This is a genomic window from Streptomyces sp. TM32, assembly GCF_004122755.1.
Taxonomy (GTDB): domain Bacteria; phylum Actinomycetota; class Actinomycetes; order Streptomycetales; family Streptomycetaceae; genus Streptomyces; species Streptomyces sioyaensis.
On record NZ_SDIG01000144.1, the window covers coordinates 1 to 17,371 of the forward strand.

At 72.6% G+C, this 17,371-nt stretch carries 18 protein-coding genes and 1 pseudogene; 7 read left to right on the forward strand and 12 right to left on the reverse strand.

The window, feature by feature from the left end:
* The coding region (locus EST92_RS24880) for a helix-turn-helix transcriptional regulator (RefSeq protein WP_135789062.1) at window positions 1-254 on the forward strand (254 nt) is incomplete at its 5' end.
* Window positions 255-578: 324 nt separating this feature from the next.
* Here EST92_RS24880 and fabG read toward each other — a convergent pair.
* Genes fabG through EST92_RS24920 form a run of 8 tightly spaced genes read right to left on the reverse strand, consistent with a single transcriptional unit; the run spans window position 579 to window position 6,640 of the window.
* Window positions 579-1,304 (reverse strand): 3-oxoacyl-ACP reductase FabG, encoded by a 726-nt coding sequence (gene fabG, locus EST92_RS24885; protein WP_129283030.1) that lies wholly within the window; start codon window positions 1,302-1,304, stop codon window positions 579-581.
* 27 nt (window positions 1,305-1,331) lie between these two features.
* Window positions 1,332-2,354 (reverse strand): diiron oxygenase, encoded by a 1,023-nt coding sequence (locus EST92_RS24890; protein WP_129283031.1) that lies wholly within the window; start codon window positions 2,352-2,354, stop codon window positions 1,332-1,334.
* Window positions 2,351-3,808 (reverse strand): DHA2 family efflux MFS transporter permease subunit, encoded by a 1,458-nt coding sequence (locus tag EST92_RS24895; RefSeq protein ID WP_129283032.1) that lies wholly within the window; start codon window positions 3,806-3,808, stop codon window positions 2,351-2,353. The genes EST92_RS24890 and EST92_RS24895 overlap by 4 nt, the downstream gene beginning before the upstream one ends.
* The gene (locus EST92_RS24900; protein WP_216849126.1) at window positions 3,805-4,452 is read right to left on the reverse strand and encodes an L-2-amino-thiazoline-4-carboxylic acid hydrolase; all 648 of its coding nucleotides are present in this window, start codon (window positions 4,450-4,452) and stop codon (window positions 3,805-3,807) included. Before EST92_RS24900 ends, EST92_RS24895 begins: the two co-directional genes overlap by 4 nt.
* Window positions 4,449-4,994, reverse strand: coding sequence for a beta-ketoacyl synthase chain length factor (locus EST92_RS24905; RefSeq protein ID WP_129283033.1), 546 nt, complete (start codon window positions 4,992-4,994; stop codon window positions 4,449-4,451). The genes EST92_RS24900 and EST92_RS24905 overlap by 4 nt, the downstream gene beginning before the upstream one ends.
* A complete protein-coding gene (locus tag EST92_RS24910; RefSeq protein WP_129283034.1) occupies window positions 4,991-6,133 on the reverse strand; it encodes a beta-ketoacyl synthase N-terminal-like domain-containing protein in 1,143 nt (380 codons plus the stop codon). Before EST92_RS24910 ends, EST92_RS24905 begins: the two co-directional genes overlap by 4 nt.
* Entirely contained in the window at window positions 6,108-6,371 is a 264-nt protein-coding gene (locus EST92_RS24915) for an acyl carrier protein (RefSeq protein WP_129283035.1), read from the reverse strand. Before EST92_RS24915 ends, EST92_RS24910 begins: the two co-directional genes overlap by 26 nt.
* On the reverse strand, window positions 6,368-6,640 hold the full coding sequence (locus tag EST92_RS24920) for an acyl carrier protein (protein ID WP_129283036.1): 273 nt from the start codon (window positions 6,638-6,640) through the stop codon (window positions 6,368-6,370). Before EST92_RS24920 ends, EST92_RS24915 begins: the two co-directional genes overlap by 4 nt.
* Window positions 6,641-6,671: 31 nt before the next feature.
* On the opposite strand from EST92_RS24920, the gene EST92_RS24925 reads away from it, so the two are divergent.
* The gene (locus tag EST92_RS24925; protein ID WP_129283037.1) at window positions 6,672-7,397 is read left to right on the forward strand and encodes a 4'-phosphopantetheinyl transferase superfamily protein; all 726 of its coding nucleotides are present in this window, start codon (window positions 6,672-6,674) and stop codon (window positions 7,395-7,397) included.
* Here the strand turns inward: EST92_RS24925 and EST92_RS24930 are convergent.
* Entirely contained in the window at window positions 7,297-8,715 is a 1,419-nt protein-coding gene (locus tag EST92_RS24930) for a fatty acid--CoA ligase family protein (protein ID WP_129283038.1), read from the reverse strand. The genes EST92_RS24925 and EST92_RS24930 overlap by 101 nt on opposite strands.
* 297 nt (window positions 8,716-9,012) lie before the next feature.
* Here EST92_RS24930 and pabB point away from each other — a divergent pair, with 297 nt between their 5' ends.
* From pabB to EST92_RS24955, 5 genes are all read left to right on the forward strand, one after another.
* A complete protein-coding gene (pabB, locus tag EST92_RS24935) occupies window positions 9,013-11,121 on the forward strand; it encodes an aminodeoxychorismate synthase component I (RefSeq protein ID WP_129283039.1) in 2,109 nt (702 codons plus the stop codon).
* On the forward strand, window positions 11,118-11,897 hold the full coding sequence (locus EST92_RS24940) for an aminotransferase class IV (RefSeq protein ID WP_129283040.1): 780 nt from the start codon (window positions 11,118-11,120) through the stop codon (window positions 11,895-11,897). The genes pabB and EST92_RS24940 overlap by 4 nt, the downstream gene beginning before the upstream one ends.
* Window positions 11,897-12,361, forward strand: a complete 465-nt coding sequence (locus EST92_RS24945; protein WP_129283041.1) for a MaoC family dehydratase N-terminal domain-containing protein — start codon at window positions 11,897-11,899, stop codon at window positions 12,359-12,361. Before EST92_RS24940 ends, EST92_RS24945 begins: the two co-directional genes overlap by 1 nt.
* Entirely contained in the window at window positions 12,358-12,786 is a 429-nt protein-coding gene (locus tag EST92_RS24950; RefSeq protein WP_129283042.1) for a MaoC/PaaZ C-terminal domain-containing protein, read from the forward strand. The genes EST92_RS24945 and EST92_RS24950 overlap by 4 nt, the downstream gene beginning before the upstream one ends.
* A gap of 296 nt (window positions 12,787-13,082) precedes the next feature.
* On the forward strand, window positions 13,083-14,252 hold the full coding sequence (locus EST92_RS24955) for a 3-deoxy-7-phosphoheptulonate synthase (RefSeq protein ID WP_129283043.1): 1,170 nt from the start codon (window positions 13,083-13,085) through the stop codon (window positions 14,250-14,252).
* 167 nt (window positions 14,253-14,419) lie between these two features.
* Here the strand turns inward: EST92_RS24955 and EST92_RS24960 are convergent, their stop codons facing one another.
* From EST92_RS24960 to EST92_RS32365, 3 genes and pseudogenes are all read right to left on the reverse strand, one after another.
* Complete coding sequence (locus tag EST92_RS24960; RefSeq protein WP_129283044.1) at window positions 14,420-15,457, reverse strand: methyltransferase; 1,038 nt, start codon at window positions 15,455-15,457, stop codon at window positions 14,420-14,422.
* Between the two features lie 891 nt (window positions 15,458-16,348).
* Entirely contained in the window at window positions 16,349-17,212 is an 864-nt protein-coding gene (locus EST92_RS24965) for an ABC transporter permease (protein WP_129245543.1), read from the reverse strand.
* Window positions 17,172-17,371 (reverse strand): annotated as a pseudogene (locus EST92_RS32365) (ABC transporter ATP-binding protein); the annotation flags it as partial. The gene EST92_RS24965 and the pseudogene EST92_RS32365, both read right to left, overlap by 41 nt.

Consider the following 17,371-nt stretch of genomic DNA (forward strand, 5'->3'; position numbering starts at 1 on the left):
GCCCCCGTCTGTGCCTCCGCCTGCGGCGCACCGGGCAGGAGGGTGGGCGGGAGGCGTTGACGAGCCGGGAAACGGAGATCCTGGAGCATGTCGCACAGGCGTTGAGCAACCGTCAGATCGCCAGTCTGCTCGCCATCTCCGAGGGCACGGTCAAGCGTCATCTGCGGAACATCTTCGCCAAGCTCGACGCCCGTTCGCGTATGGACGCGGTGAACAAGGGACTGCCGCCGCAGCCGAGGCCCTGCGCCAGCTGAGCACCGGATCGACTGAATTGCTTGAACCGGCAGGGATTCCGGTGAGTTTTCCGATGGAAAGTCCGCACCCCGGCCGTCGTTCGGTCCGGCCGGGGCATACGGAATTCACTGTTCCCATTATCCCTTTGTGAAGGCCCGGTGGCGGAATGGGAAATTCGAGGGGCGGGGACAGGGAGGGGACATTCGAAGAGCCGGGACAGAGGCGGGCGCACGTCCGGTGGCCCGAATCGAGGTCGCCCAGGACGAATCCGCCGCCAGCACCGGCTCAAGGTCCGGGTGAACGTACAAAGAGGTGCTCCTCTTCCGGTTCTGTGGAGTGGCGGCTCAGTGTCCCATTCCGAGGCCTCCGTCGACGGGGATCACGGCACCGGCCACGTAGGAGGCCTGCGGCCCGGCAAGCCAGGTCACGGCGCCGGCCACCTCCTCGGCGGTGGCGCTGCGGCCCATCGGGATCCCGCGGACCTTCTCCTGGCGGGACTCCGGCGACAGCGCCGCCGTCATGTCCGTGTCGATCAGGCCGGGGGCCACCACATTGGCGACGACGTTGCGCGCGGCGTATTCGCGGGTCAGGGAGCGGGCCAGGCCCACCAACCCCGCCTTGCTCGCGGCGTAGTTGGTCTGCCCGGCGCTGCCGTGGAGGCCGGCCACGGAGGAGACCAGGATGATCCGGCCGCCGCGGGCCCGGAGCATCGGGGGGACGGCGCGCCGGGCGCAGCGCCAGGCCCCGGCGAGGTTGGTGTCCAGCACCCGCAGGAACTGCTCCTCCTTCATCCGCATCAGCAGCCCGTCCGCGGTGATCCCCGCGTTGGCCACCAGTACGCCCACCGGCCCCAGTTCCGCCTCCACCTCGGTGAACGCGGCGTCCACGGAGGCGGTGTCGGTGACGTCGCACGTCACGCCGAGGGCCCCCTCGGGGACGCCGGACCCCCGGTGGGTGACGGCGACGCGGTCGCCCTGGGCGACGAAGGCCGCCGCGATCGCCGCGCCGATGCCGCGGTTGCCGCCGGTGACGAGCACGGTACGGGCCGGCTGTCCGGTCGAGTCAGTCATGGTGTCCGTTTCCCGGAGGTCTGGGGGTCAGCGGGTGGGCGAGAGCGCATCGGAGTCGGTGACGCTCCGGGACCAGTCGAAGTCGACGTCGTCGACGGCATCCAGGCTCTCGACCAGCTTCCGCAGCCCGGAGAAGTCCTGCACCAGCCGCCTGCGTCCGCCGGCGTGCTGGATGTCGTCAAGCATCTCGTGGCCGCCGTGGATGCCGGTCTCGGCCATGATGCGGTGCCAGGCCCGGAAGTCGTTGCCGACGAACGCTTCGAGACCGGCGACGAGGGAGTCGAGGAAGAAGCGCCGTTCGGCGTCGCCCAGGGCGTGGTGGACCTGCTCGGCCAGCACCGCGCAGATCGAGGCGTGGCAGTACTCGTCCCGGTTGTGGATGCGGACGGTGGCGCTGTTGACCGGCTGGATCTCGGTGTCCTCGGCTATCAGGTTCAGATAGGCGTTGATGGATATCTCGGCGACGGTGGCGAAGGCGAGGGTGGTCAGGCGGCGTTCCCGCTCGTCCGCGCAGGAGGCGAGGCGGGCCTCGTGCTCCCGTACGACGAGCGGCTTGGGCAGCGCGGTGTCGCGGAACGCCTCCTTGCGCATGCGCCGGGTCACCGCACTGGCATTGAGGTGCATCAGGGTGTGGTACTGCTCGTCGACCATGGCCTGCGCCAGGCTGCGCTGCATCAACTCGCCCACCGGCTGGGGGAACTTTCCGTCGAGCCCGAGCTGGAACGCGGGATTGACGATCTGCCCCTCCAGCAGCACCGTGGTGCGGTTGTAGGAGATCCACGCCCAGCTCAGCAGGCGGGCGCGGTCCTCGGGCGACAGGGCCCGGAATGTGGGGTGGTCCCGGAACGGAAGGATCTTCTCCGGGTAGTCGTCGCGCGCCGGCTCGAACAGGTCGGCGAGGTGCGGCTCTTCGCGCTTCACGGCGGCCCTGCGGTGCCAGTTTCCGGCGAGCCGGGCGATGACGGCGTTCTCCACCGGGTCGTCCGGGTCGTGTGCGGGGATCTCCGGGGGCTGTATTCCGGTGGGTTCTTCGGGCGCCCGACTGCTCATCGTGATTCTCCTCGTACCTCGGACAAGGGCCGCGCGGGTGCGGACGACTCCGCCGTGGGCCGGGCCGCCAAGTCCGTCAGCCACAGAGCGACGGCTCCGGCCAGCGCCGAGAGCACCGTGCAGACCAGGAACACCTGCCGGAACGAGCCCAGTTGCGGACCGCCCAGCGCCGCCGTCAGTGCCGCGAAGGCGCCGGTTCCCAGGGCCGCGCCGACCTGCCGGGAGGTCATGGCCAGGCCCGCGCCGGCCGCGAACCGCTGCGGGGGCAGCGCCCCGGCCGCCGCCGAGGACAGCGTGGTCATCACGGCACCGATCCCCACCCCGCCGATCAGGTTGGCCGGCAGCCACACCAGGAGGTAGTCCGGCCGGGACCTGAGGGCCACCGCCCAGATGCCGCACTGCACGGCGACCATGAGCGCGCCGGCCACCACCACCGCCCGCTGGTGCTTGCGGGGCATCCGCCCGGCCAGCACCGAGGCGGCCACGGACAGCACCGCGCCCGGGGTCAGGGCGAGCCCGGCCGCCAGCGGCGAGTAGTGCCAGATCTCGGTGGTGAACAGCGGCGCCGCGATCAGCCAGCAGTACATCGCCGCGCCGAAGAGCACAAAGGTCGCGTTGGCCACCGCGAACTTACGGGTGTGCAGCAGCGTGAGCTCCAGCGCCGGGACGCGGTGCCGGCGCGAGCGCAGGACCGCCAGTGCGAGCAGCAGGGCGCCGCCCACAGTGGTCGCCACGAACGCGGGGCTGCCCCAGCCCCACGTGCTGCCCTTCGTCAGGCCGGCGACCAGGCCGCCGACGCCGAGCATCAGGGCCAGCATGCCGATCAGGTCGGGCAGGCCGCCGCGCTCGGTACGCAGCTTGGGCAGCACGCGCCACGCCGTGAGCAGCAGGGCCGCGCCGAGCGGGACGTTCACCAGGAACACGCCGGTCCAGTCGAAGCTGTGCACCAGGAAGCCGCCCAGCGGGGGCCCCACCGCGGCGGCCGCCGAGGAGCTGGCGCCCCACAGGCCGATGGCCTTCGGCCGCTGCTGCGGCGGCCGGGAGGCCAGCAGTAGACCGAGCGACGAGGGGATCATGCCGGCCGCGAACAGCCCCTGCAGCGCGCAGCAGACGATCAGCAGTTCCGCCGTCGGCGCGAGCGCGCACAGCAGCGAGGCCGCGGTGAAGCCGGTCACCGAGAGCAGGAACAGGGTGCGCAGGCCGATGACGTCGGCCATCTTTCCGACCGGCGCCAGCGCGGCGGCGAAGACGACCGTGTATCCGCTCACGACCCAGGACAGGGACGACAGTGAAGAGCCGGGGAAGCTCTTCGGCAGTTCGGGGAAGGCGATGTACACCACCGAGACGCCGAGGAACGCGATGAAGGCGGCGCCGCAGGCCACGAGCAGGGTCAGCCCCGGGCGGGCATACGGCGGACGGTCGGGCTCAGGTGCCGGAGCGGGGCTGGCGGTCATGAACGGTGCAACTCCTTGCGCTCCGCGGAGGCGGTCTCCACGGGTTGGGTCTCCACGGGTTCGGTCTGCATGGATGCGGTCTCCGCGGAGGCGGTCTCCACGGATTCGGCCGCCGCGGATTCGGTGTGGAAGCGGCAGACGGTTCCACCGGTCCGCATGCATTCCCTGTTTTCGTCGCGGACGTCGACCCCGAGCCCTTCGAACCAGCCGCCGCGCATGTCGAGGCAGGGGCAGTCGTACCCCTCCAGGGAGCGCGCGGCCCGCAGCATCCGCAGGGCGAAGTGCTCGGTGATGACGGTCTGGATGCCCGCTCCCCCGTCGGGGTCCGGCTCCGTGTGGGAGCGCATCATGTCCTCGTTGGTCATGAGGCGGGTGATCGACTCGATGACGTCCCGCAACGCGGCGGGGGAGCACACGTCGGGTGTGCCCTCCCGGTTCGCGTACCACGAGCCGACGCGCCGGCCGACGAACCGGAGGGCCTCCGCGTTGATCTCGTTGGCGACCTCCTGGCCGAAGCGCTTCTTGACGCCCTGGTACCAGCGGGCATCGTGCAGCCACCAGAACTGCCGCAGGGCCACGGTGAGTTCGTTCTCCAGCGCGTCGACGGGTGTCGTGGCCGGCTGCCCGGTTTCCTGCGCCGTCACGGATGCATCCCTTCCGCCGCCCGGTCCCCGGGGCCGACCAGCAGTGCGGTCGCCGTCCCGTGCGCGCCCTGACCGCTCGCGAGCTCCACCAGGACGAGCAGCGCCCGGTCCGCCTCGTCGTCCGCGAAGAGCAGGTCGGCGTACTCCAGCGCGGCCTCCTCGGGGTCGCCCTCCGGGCTGAAGCAGACCACCGGTCCGTGCAGCTGCCACTGGGTGGTCACGTGGCCGAGCACCGAGTTGGGCACGGACTGGAAGAACAGCAGGGGCTGCACCGGGCGTCCGGCGTCCACCGCCGCGGCCACCGCGCGGTCGGTGGCGACGTCGCCGAGCCGGCTGACGAGCACGACGGCCGTGCGGGCGCCCTGGCCGGCCGCCGCGGACGGGTCACCGTAGTGGCCGCGCAGCACGCGGTCGGCGACCTCGGCGACGAGCGGGCTGAACGACGACACCACGAAACCGGGAAGCTTGCGCGGGCCCGCGGCCGCATCGCCGTCCGGCCCGGGCCACGAGGCCCGTTCCCATACCTGCGTGCGCGCCGTCATGCCGCCCCCAGAACCAGAGCCGTGTTGGCACCGCCGAAGGCGGCGTTGAGGGAGACCACGGTCGCCGGCTGCAGCCGGCGCGGTGCCTGTGTCACGAGGTCGAGCCGGCAGGCCGGATCCTGACCGGTGTAGCCGGCGTTCACCGGAAGCAGTCCCTCCTGGAGGACGAGCACCGACACGGCGAACTCCACCAGTCCGGAGGCCTCCAGCGTGTGTCCGGTCAGCGACTTGGTGGAACTCACCGGCAGCTTGGGCGCATGGGCCCCGAAGGCGAGGTGGACGGCCGCGGCCTCCGCGGAGTCGTTGTACGGGGTGCCGGTGCCGTGCGCGTTGAGGTAGTCGACCTCCTCGGGGGCGCGGTCGGCCCGGGCCAGCGCGGCGGCCAGCGCCCGGGCCATGCCGCGCCCCTCGGGGTGCGGCTGGCACACGTGGTGGGCATCGCCGGCGCGGCCCCAGCCCAGCAGCCGCGCCAGCGGCTCGGCGCCGCGGCGTTCGGCCGCGGTGGCCGACTCCAGGATCACGGCCGCCACCCCGTCCCCGAGCAGCAGCCCCCGGCGGCCGGCGCTGAAGGAGCGCAGGGCGCCGTCGTCGGCGAGCGCCCGCCCCGCGTCGAACAGGGCGAAGACGTCCTCGTCGACGAGGTAGCCGGCGGCCACCGCCACCCGCTCCTCACGGCCGGCCGCGATCAGCGCGGCCGCGTCGGCCAGCGCCGTGCTCGCGGCCACACAGGCATTGGTGTAGGTGCGGGGGGCGTCGCGCAGCCCCGCGCGCGCCGCGAGCGCGCTGCCGGTGGCGGCGGCGTGACCGTCCTCCTGGCGCTCCCGCGGCCAGGACGGATCGCTGTGCCGGGCGCACAGCAGTGGCGTCCGCGCGACCGCGGCCGCCTCCAGGCCCGCCTGCCCGATCGCCTGGGTGAGGACCTCGCCCAGCTCGTCCAGGAGCACCGGGGCGCCCGGAAGGTGGGCGGCCCGCTTGGCGCGCCGGCGGCCGACGTCGAACCGGGTCACCTCGGTGAAGGCCGGCTGCCCGGCCGCGAGTGCCTGGCGCAGCCGGTCCGTTCCGCGGCCGAAGGCGGTGGTCACCGCCATGCCGGTGACGACGACGGCCGCGCGCTCAGCCGTGGGCCGCGGGGCGGTCATGCGGTTCACCCCCCAGGGTTGCCGCGAGGACGTCGAGCACGCTGTCGAGCGTCACCATGCGCGCGAGCCGGACGTCGTCGAGGTCGAGCTCCACGTCGTAGCGCTCCTCCATCGAGTGGATGATCCAGGCGAGTTCCAGCGAATCGACGCGGTCGGGGACCTCGCCGGGGGGCCGGTCGCCGTACGACGCGAGCAGCTCGACCAGCTCGCTTCTGGTCGGTGGTGCCTGAGCGGTCACGCGGCCGGTCCCGTCCCGGCCGGGCCCTGGGCGCGCTCGCCGATCAGCGTGCTGAACTCGCCGAGGGTGAGCTTGCCGATGCCCTCCAGTTCGTCGTCGTCGAACTGGACCCCGTACTGCTGCTCGACGTGCATCGCGACCTCGGCGAGCGAGAGCGACTCCAGCTCCAGACCGCCGTCGCCGAGGGGCGTGCTGTCCGTGACGCCGCTCGTGTCGTAGTTGAGTTCGCCCAGCGTGGTCAGGACGAACTCCCTTATGGTGTCGCTCATTGACGCCTCCCGTGTCCGCATGATGATTCGGATGTCTTCCGCTGTGTCAGATGTCTGTGTGCCCGCCCCGCTGCCGGCCCGTGCGGACCGCGTCCTGGTCCTGCTGGCCCGGACCGCCGAACGGCACCCGGCCGGCGCCGCGCTGCTGCGCGCCGCGGCCGGCGCCGTCCTCGGGGTGCCCCCGGAAGAGGTCCTGGTGGGGCGGGAGCCCTCGGGCCGTCCGGTGCTCGGTGGTGCCGCCCGCGGGCTGCACGCGAGTGTCAGTCATGTCGCGGGCCTGTCCGCCGTGGCGATCGGCGCGCGGGGTCCGGTGGGGGTGGATGTGGAACGCCTCCGTGCCGTCCCGGCCGCTGCCCTGGCGCGGCGCTGGTTCGGCGCGCGGGAGGCCGGCTGGCTGGCCGGCCGCCCCGAGGCGGAACGGCCTCTCCAGTTCCTGCGGATGTGGACGCAGAAGGAGGCCATCGGCAAGGTGCTGGGCACCGGGCTCTCGGACGGCGGTCTGCTCCGGCCGGTACGGCTGGGTGCTCCGGCCGGGACCGTCCTCGGGCCGGTGCCCGGCTCCCCACGGTTCTACATCGCGCTGCCCCCCGCTCCGGAAGGATTCGTGCTGGCGGTCGCGGGCGGGCCGGAGGCCGCCGGGTGCCGTCTGGAGGTGCTCACGCTGCCGCCGCCCGCAGCACCGCCGGGTCACGGCGCGGCTTGCCCGTCGCGGTCCGCGGAAAGCGGGGCAGCACGTACCAGCGGCTCGGAAGCTTGAAGGACGCGAGCCGGTCGGCCAGTTCCTGCTGTACCCGGGACAGCGGGACCTCGGGTGCCAGGGTCACATAGGCGTCGATCGCGTCCTGGTGGAGCACGACGGCCTCCGTCACGCCGTCGAGCCCGGCCAGGGTCTCCTCGACCTCGGTCAGATCCACCTTCAGCCCGCGGATCGACACCTGGGAGTCGAGCCGTCCCAGGATCGTCACCAGCCCCGTGGCGGGGTCGATCTCCCCGGCGTCCAGGGTGTGCAGCCAGCCGTCCGACCAGCGGTCCGGCGAGGTGTCGCCGAGGTAGGGCGAGCGGGGCAGCGCGACGAGCAGTTCGCCGTTCTCGGCCCGGAGCCGGACGCCGGGGACGGCGGTGCCGACCGACGGGTGGTGCTTCCCGGAGAGGTCCATGGTGATCATGCCGGTTTCGGTCATGCCGTAGCACTGGCTGAGCGGTACCCCGTAGCGCTCGGTGAAGGCCCGCGCGACCTTCGCCGGGGTGCGGCCGCCCGCCGTCATCATCCGTACCAGACGCGGGAGTTGAGGCGGTCGTTCGACCGAGGCGAGCAGGGCCACCTGGGCGGGCACCCCGAGCAGTGTGGTGGGCAGCGGGGCGTCGGCGACCGTGGCGAGGATGCCGCGCACCGAGGTCCGCGCCGGCAGGACGATCCGCGCCCCGGCATGCAGGCCGTGCAGCAGCCCGCCGACCAGGCCCCAGGTGTGCGAGAGCGAGCCGAGCACCATCAATTGCTCGCCGGATTGCGGCATTCCGTCGAGCCGGGAATACCTTTGCAATTCCGTGACGAGATCCTCGGCCGTCCTGCCGATCATCTTTGACGGGCCGGTCGAACCGGAACTCAGCTGGACCAGCGCGTGATCCGAGCGGGCCGGCCCGCCCTCGGGGCGCCGGGTGAATTCCGGGGTCACCCGGTGGAAGCCGCGCAGAGCGCTGGCCGCTTCCGGGGCCGAGACGAACAGCTGCGGATCGGTGTGGGTGACGGCCCGGTCCGTCTCCGCCTCGGTCAGCCGGTGGTCCAGGAGGATCACCTGGGCGCCGAGCCGCCACCCGGCGAGCAGCAGCGCCACGTACTCCAGCGAGGGCGGGAGCTGCAGCGCGAGGGTGCCTCCCGGACATAACCCCTCGTTCTCCAGCTGCTTTTGACGGTCCCTCACACACGCGCGGAGGGTCTGCCGGTCGGTCCCGTCGTCGAGCACGAGGCAGATGTCGTGCGCGGGCCCGTGCAACAGCACGTCGTCGACCCAGTCGGTGTGCGGCGTCCGGGAGCCCGCGGTCGCACCGGATCGTCCGGCCGCCTGCCCAGTGATCATCGATGCTCCAGAATTCTGAAGAGCTGAGAATGAACGCCGGTCCCCCCGGATCGGCCTCGGTACCGCCTCAAACTAGCCTTCGGGGCAGGGACATTCAATGGCGATCGGATGTCACCAAAGAGGTATGCCGACACCGAGGTGCGCCGGGATATCGTGACCTGGACTGGAGGTTGCCAGCGCCGCAGGGCCCGGATGTCGAAGGGGCCGGTGCTCCCTCATTTTTCTTTCCTGATTTCCTGCACCTTGACGCCTGTTACGCAATTCGGCGCGGATCCGATGGCCTGGGGGAAACACCGCATGCGCACGCTGATCGTGGACAACTACGACTCGTTCACCTACAACCTGGCGCACTATGTCGCCGAGGTGACGGGCGACGAGCCGACCGTCGTGCAGAACGACGACCCCGCCTGGCGGCTGAAGCATGTGGCGGAGTTCGACAACGTCATCATCTCGCCCGGTCCCGGTACTCCCGAGGTCGAGACCGACCTGGGGATCTGCGCGGACCTCATCCGGCACGGCGCGGTCCCGCTGCTGGGTGTCTGCCTCGGCCACGAGGCCCTGGCGCACCTGAACGGCGGCCGCGTCACGCTCGCCCCCGAGGAGCGCCACGGCCGGCTCTCCGGCGTCCACCACATGGGCCAGGGCCTGTTCGCCGGCCTGCCCTCGCCGTTCGAGGTGGTGCGCTACCACTCCCTGGCGGTCTCGGCGCTGAGTGACGACCTGGAGGCCACCGCCTGGGCGTCCGACGGCGTCCTGATGGGGCTGCGCCACCGGCACCGGCCGCAGTGGGGAGTGCAGTTCCACCCGGAGTCGATCTGCACCGAGCACGGGCACGAGCTGCTCGCGAACTTCTTCCGGCTGGCGGAGCGGCACACCGGCGGACCGGGCCGCGCCGCGCTGCCGGTGGTGGCCGACAAACGCACCGCGACCGGCGGCGGGCAGCCGGCGCGGCCGCCCCGGCAGCTGCGGGTGCACGCCGAGCAGCTGCCCACCCGCTGGGACCCGGAGATCGTGTTCGACGCGCTGTTCCGCGGCACCGAGCACGCCTTCTGGCTGGACAGCAGCCGGCCCGACGGGGAGCTCGGCCGCTTCTCCGTCCTCGGCGACGCGCGCGGCCCGCTCGCCCGGGTCGCCCTGGCCGACGTCGAGCAGTGCACCGTCACGGTCCGCGGGTCCGACGGCGCCGAGGACGTGCACCACTCCCCTTTCCTGGACTGGCTCGACCAGGACCTGCGCGGCATCGAGACCGACCTGCCGGACCTCCCCTGCGACTTCGCCCTCGGCTGGGTCGGCTACCTCGGCTACGAGCTCAAGGCGGAGTGCGGCGCGGACCCCGCGCACCTCTCCCCCGACCCCGACGCGGCGCTGCTCTTCGCCGACCGCGCGGTGGTCTTCGACCACGCCACCGCCACCACCCATCTGCTGGCCCTGGCACCGGCGGACGACCCCGCCGCGGCCCGTGACTGGCTCACCGCGACCGCCGGGCGGCTGGCGTCCCTGGCCGGCAAGGAGGCGGAGCGGGAGCACCTGCCCGTCGGGGTCAGCATCCCCGTCGAGCTGCGGCACTCCGCCGACCACTACCGGGCGCTGATCGGCGCCTGCCATCAGGCCATCCATGTGGGCGAGTCGTACGAGGTGTGCCTCACCAACATGATCGAGGCCAAGGGGGCGGTGGACCCCTGGGCCGGCTACCGCTACCTGCGCCGGACGAGTCCGACCCCGTTCTCCGCACTGCTGCGCTTCGACCGGCTCTCGGTGCTGAGCACCTCGCCCGAGCGGTTCTTGCGCGTGGGCCGGGACGGGCAGGCCGAGTCCAAGCCGATCAAGGGCACCCGGCCCCGCGGCGCCACCCCGGACGAGGACCGGATGCTCGTCGAGGACCTGCGGGCGAGCGAGAAGGACCGCGCGGAGAACCTGATGATCGTCGACCTGGTCCGCAACGACCTGGCGCGCTGCGCGGAGGCCGGCTCGGTCGAGGTGCCCACGATCTTCGACGTGGAGAGCTACGCCTCCGTCCACCAGCTCGTGAGCACCGTCCGCGCCCGCCTGCGGGCGGACCGGACGGCCGTCGACTGCGTGCGTGCCGCCTTCCCGGGCGGGTCGATGACCGGTGCCCCCAAGGTCCGCACCATGCAGATCATCGATCAGCTCGAAGCGGGGCCACGCGGCGTCTACTCCGGAGCCCTCGGCTACTTCTCGCTCTCCGGGGCCGCGGATCTGAGCATCGCCATCCGTACCACCGTGGTCACCGCGGACCGGGTGCGGTACGGCGTCGGCGGCGCGATCACCGCGCTGTCCGACCCGGCGGAGGAGTTCGAGGAGACCGCGGTGAAGGCGACTCCGCTGCTCGGGCTCCTCGGTACGACGTTCCCGGGCCGGCTGACCGAGGACCGGGCCGCCCAGTGAACCCCGCCACCGAGGCGCCGCGCCCGGCGCCCACGCTGCTGGCCGCCGACTCATGGCTGGTGGAGGACGGCCGCAGCCGGGAACTGCACCGGCACCGGGACCGGTTCACCGCGTCCGTGGCCGCGGCCGGGGGCCCGACCGCGGCCGACGTGGACGCCTTCTGGGAGCGGGAGCTGCGCCGGGTGCCCGCGTCGGGCGACTGGTTCCCCCGGGCGGAACTCACCCAGGAGGGCTCCCACGCCCCCCGTCTGGGCCTCCGTGTGCGCCCCGCGCCCCGGCGGACCGACGAGGTGCGCCTGTGGGTGTCCGGGCGCCCGGACCCCCGCGGCGCGCCCCGCCGCAAGGGCCCCGATCTGACGGTTCTGGGCACGCTGCGGGCCGAGGCCATCGGGGCGGGCGCCAGCGAGGCCCTGCTGACCACCCCGGACGGGCTGCTGCTCGAAGGGGCGACCACGAGCCTGCTGTGGTGGGAGGACGCCACCCTGTGCACGGTCGATCCGGAGCTGCCCACCCTGCCGGGGGTGACCCGGGACTGGGTGCTGGACCGGGCCGCGGCGCTGAACGTCCCGGTCCGGCGGCGGCGTTGCCGGCTGCCGGACCTGGCGGGCCGCGAGGTGTGGTGCGTCAACGCGCTGCACGGCATCCGGCCGGTGACCGCCTGGGTGGGCGCCGGCCGGCTGCCCGCCCCCGGGCCGGCACCCCGGTCCGGGTCGTGGCGGGCCGCCTGGACCGCCGCCGCGCAGCCCCTCCCCCACACCCTCGATCGGGGCCACTGATGGCAGCGGACCGTCCCGCGGCGGGGCACATCCACCCGCCCACCGAGATCTACGAGGTCAGTCGTGCCAAGATCCGCGAATTCGCCGAGGCCGTGGGCGCGGACAGCCCCGCGCACCGCGACCCGGCCGCCGCGCGGGACCTGGGCCACGCCGACGTGATCGCGCCCGCCACGTTCCCCTTCCTGGTGGTGCACCGCGCGAGCAGCCGGGTGCTGAGCGGCCCCGAATGGGGGCTGGCGGACGCCCCGTTGGTGCACACCGCCCAGCGGATCGTGCCGACCCGGCCGGTGCGCGCGGGCGACCGGCTCGCGGTGACCCTGCACGTGGAATCCGTCCGGCGCCTGGCGGGGCGGGACGTGGTGCGGATGCGGGGTGAGGTGCACACGGACGGCGGGGAGCACGTCGTGGACACCTTCATGACGTTCACGGCCGGCGGCCCGGACGAGAAGGAGACCGGCCGATGACCGCGGGCCGCGCCTACGACTCCGTGGCGGTGGGCACCGTGCTCGGGCCGCTGACCGTCCCCGTCACCCGGACCGACCTGGTCCGGTACGCGGGCGCCGCCGGGGACTTCAACCCGCTGCATTTCAGCGACCGTTCGGCGCAACAGGCCGGATTTCCCTCGGCCCTCGCGCACGGCATGCTGACCATGGCGCTCGCCGCGCGGCTGGTCACGGACTGGAGCGGGGACCCGGCCGCCCTGTGCGACGTCGCCGTGCGCTTCACCCGGCCGGTGCCGGTCCCCGACGACGGCGTCGGGGCCCGCCTGGACATCCGGGGCACGGTGACGGCGAAGCTCGACGGGCGCCGGGTCCGGGTCGCCCTCGACGTCCGCTGCGACGACGTGCAGGTGCTGGGTTCGGCCCAGGCCGTCGTCCAACTCACCTGACCTGCCACCACCCGCCGTTCGGCCGGCGGACGTCCTGTTCTCCGACCGACGGGGCTCCGGCACCTCGCGCGCGACGACGCACGCACCGGAGCCCCCTCCTCGCCACCGCGCCACCCGCCCCGCACCCGCGCGCCGGGAGACCACCCCACGCCCGCCGCCCGGAGCAGCGAGACGGTTCCCGCCCCGGCGGCACCACCCGACACCCGCCGGCGCGGCCACTCTCCGAGGCGGGCGCCGGACGCCGCCTGCCGCGTCCGGCACCGCCTCCCCTCATCCACCACGCACGGGAGACACCGATGGAAGACACCCTGCTCGGTATCCGGCAGAAACCCGCCCGGCAGCAGCCGCATTGGCATCACCTGGATCAGCTCGCCCAGGTACGGCGGGAGCTCGCCACCCGGCCTCCGCTGGTGGGCGCCGCGGAGGTACGCGCGCTGCGTGCCGCCCTGGCCGAGGTGGCCCTCGGCCGGGCACAGCTCGTCCAGGCCGGCGACTGCGCCGAGGACCCGGAGGAGAGCACCGCGCGGGACGTGCACCGCAAGGCCGCCCTGCTGGATCTGCTCGCCGGCACGATGAAGATGGCCGCACACCGGCCCGTCGTCCGGGTCGGCCGGCTCGCCGGCCAGTTCGCCAAGCCGCGGTCGCGGGCCACCGAGACCGTGGACGGCGTGGAACTGCCCGTCTACCGCGGCCACATGGTCAACGGCCCGGAGGCCGACCCGGCCGCCCGCCGGCCCGATCCGCTGCGGATGCTGACCGGCTACATGGCCGCCAACGAGATCATGGGACATCTGGGATGGCAGCGCCCCGCGGGGGCGGTCCCGGAGGCCCCCGTGTGGACCAGCCACGAGGCGCTGCTCCTGGACTACGAGCTTCCGCAGCTCCGCCCGTGCGACGACGGCGGCCTGCTGCTGGCCTCCACGCACTTCCCCTGGATCGGCGAGCGCACCCGCCAGGTGGACGGGGCCCATGTCGCCCTGCTGTCCGAGGTCGTCAACCCCGTCGCGTGCAAGGTGGGGCCCGCGATGGCGCCGGAGGAACTCCTGGCGCTGTGCGAGGTCCTCGACCCGGACCGGGAGCCGGGCCGGCTGACCCTGATCGCCCGGATGGGCGCCGATGCCGTCGCGGACCGGCTGCCGCGGCTGGTGCAGGCCGTGCTGCGCGCGGGCCACCCCGTCATCTGGGTCAGCGACCCGATGCACGGCAACACCGTGTCCGCGCCCTGCGGCCGGAAGACCCGCCATGTCCGGACCGTCGGCCACGAGGTGCGGGCCTTTCAGCGCGCGGTGGAGTCCGCGGGCGGCGTCGCGGGCGGACTCCACCTCGAAGCCACCCCCGACGAGGTCACGGAGTGTGTGGCGGACCCGGCCGGGGCGGACCGGGTCGGCGAGGCGTACACGAGCCTCTGCGATCCGCGGCTGAACCCTGCGCAGGCCGTCTCCGTGGTCGCGGCCTGGCAGGGCTGAGTCAGCGGTGTTTCCTGCGCCGGTGGCCGGGCCGGCGCCGACGTGGTGACGGGTTCCGCGCGAGGGGAAGCCGTCCGGTCGGTGCCGCCCCGGCAGACGGGCGGGCGGAGTCGGACTCGTCCCCGGCAGGCGGGCGGAGTCGGACTCGTCCCCGGCAGGCGGGCGGATCAGACCTTACGGCCGCAGATCGCCACGGCGTCCGGTCCGAGCAGCACCCGCTGCGTGGGCTCGAAGCCCGCCTCGGTGAACCACTGTTCGTACTCCTTGGGCGTGTACACCATGCCCTCCCCGGAGGCGATGGTGTGGAAGTACGCCGAGAGATAGGCGGAGCGCTCCGGGCCGGTCTCCTCGTCGTTCTGGTAGGGGGTCACCACGAACAGGCCACCGCCCGACGGGAGTTGTCGGGCGGCCCGGGCCAGCAGGTCCCGGATGCGGTCGGCCGACCAGATTTCGAGGAAGTGGGCGAAGAGCACCGCGTCGGGTCCGGACGGGAACTCGTCGTGAAAGGCATCGAGGCTGACCGCGTCCACCCGGTCGGCCAGACCCAGGTCCTCGACCTTTTCCTCCGCGAGCGCCGCGATCGAGGGCAGATCGCCGATCGTGATCCGGAGGTGCGGCCACTTCCGCGCCAGATTCGCCGCGTTGATGGCGGTGCCGCCGCCCACGTCGAGCAGATGCCGATGGCCCGACAGATCGATCCGCTCCGCGATCTCCTCGGCGACCAGTTGGCTCACCGAGCCCATCATGGTGTGGAAGGCCGATTCCAGCTCCGGGTTCTCGGCGAGCCGCCCGTAGAGCGTCGGCGCCGTTCCCGGAATTTCCCGTTGCAGACCGACATTCGAGTCCTGGTCGAGCGCTTCGGCGAACCAGCCGATGGCCCGGTAAATACCCTGGCTCTCCCACGGAATATATGCGGCCGGTGCCTGGTCGAGGTTTTCCGCGAGGGGGCGGGTGAGCGCGGTGTTGTGGTATCCGTCACCGTCCTTGTGCAGAAGTCCGGTGGCGGTGCAGCCCAGCAGCAGGATACGGGTGGGCTGCTCGTTCAGCCCCAGCCGCAGCGCGATGTCCTTGACCGTCAGCCCCGGATCCCTTTCGAGGATCTCGAAGAGGCCGAAGCGAAAGGCGGCGCTCAAGAACTGGAAGTGGTAGTGGGCCTTGATATAGGGCCGAAGTGCCGTCGAGGCGGATGCGTCGGCTCGTTGCATTGTCAAACTCCTGGGAACCGGCGGAAGTCGTGGCTCGGTCACACGACACGGGAAGGCGGGTGACGCCCGACGAGGCGGCACCTATTCGGGGGGACGGCGCAGCCGGTGGAGCTCGTGAGCAGGGAAGGAGCGGGGGGCCGGCATCGCGCACCACGGCCTGCGGCCCCGTACGTCCTAACGACACGTCAAGCCGGGAAGGGAGGCATCGGGGAGAGCCGCAGGCTCGCACACCGGTGCCGTGACGGCCGCACGGAACCGCGAACTGCGGCTCGGTCGCCCTCACTTATTCCTCCGGTGGCTGAGCACGGATGCGCGGTGACTTCCCGCCTACGGGAATTCCGGCACCGGCTGACCGACGACCAGTTCCCGAAGGAAAGAATGGACGAACGACGACTGCCGATAGTTTTTCAGGAAGCCCGACGAAAGCCCGCGGCGTGGCACCGGCACACTTCTCCGCCGATGCCGCCCCCTTCACCCTGCCAGAGCCCCGGCTAGGTGATTCCCCATATGCAGGGCGCCATAGGGTACTTGAAGAAACGCACGTTGCTTTTATCCACTCTTTACCCGGGCGAAATGCTGCTCCGGTGAAGCGGATTTCCTCCCGGACGGCGGCAGAGAATACCGGATGACCGGACTGTTTTGGCGCCGGGAGACCGCCGTGAACCGCCAGGTGCCGCCGGGTGGGCCGTCCCGCGCGGCCGCTGCGGGGGTCCCTGCTGAAGCGCCCACGGCACGCTCCGACGTCGGTACCTGACGGAGTACTTTGACGGCCCCTCAGTACAGGATCGCCTCGCCGTCCGCACCACGGGACCGACTCCTTCTCACCCTCGCCCGCCCCTGCCGGGCTCTCTCGGGCAGCTCGGACATCCGGCGCTCCGGACGGCGCGGCGCTCAGCGCGCCAGGCGGCCCAGGAGTGACGCGGCGGCGGCGATGCCCAGTGCGGCGGCGGCCGTCAGGACGGTGAAGTCCAGGGCCAGATGGGCGTGGGTGCCCAGGAGGAGGCCGCGGAGGGCATCGACCTGGTAGCTCAGCGGGTTGATCTTGCTGACCGTCTGGAGCCAGCCGGGCATGACCGACACCGGGTAGAGGGCGTTGGAAGCGAAGAACAGCGGCATGGTGATGGCCTGGCCGATGCCCATCAGCCGGTCGCGGGTGAGCACGATCCCGGCGATCGACATGGACAGGCAGGAGAAGAAGGCCGAGCCGAGGACCACGGCGACGGCGACGGCGAGCAGCCGCAGCGGATTCCAGGTCATGGCCACACCGAGCAGCGCGGCGAACACGATCACCACGACGGCCTGGATCAGCGCCTTGACCCCGGCGGCAAAGGACTTGCCGGCGATCAGGGCGGCCCGCGGGGTCGGTGTGACCAGCAGCTTGGTGAGGATGCCGGCGTCCCGCTCCCAGATGATCATGATGCCGTAGAAGATCGCGATGAACATGGCCGACTGGGCGATGATGCCGGGCGCCAGGAAGTCGATGTACGGGGTGCCACCGGTCGGGATGGCCTTGATGCGGGTGAAGGTCTCACCGAAGATCAGGAGCCAGAGGGCGGGCTGGACCGCGCGGGTGTACAGCTCGGTCCGGTCGTGACGCAGCTTCTGCAGCTCGACCACGCACATCGCGACGACCCTGGCGGGCAGCACCTGCCAGCCGGCGCGGGCGCGCGGTGGGACCAGCAGCAGGTCCAGCCGGCCGGCGCCGGTGGCCGGCTCAGCCGACGCGGTGTGCGGTGCGGCGGGTGCTTCGGACATCGCGGAAGTCTCCAGACTGCTCGTCGAGGCCGCTGCCGGCGACGTCCCGGAAGACGTCCTCCAGCGTCGGTGCGGCATCGGATGAGCGCGAGGGGGCCGCTGAGGGAGAGACGGCGGAGGCCGGAGAAGCGGCCGGTGCGGGGGTGGGGGTGCCCGGGG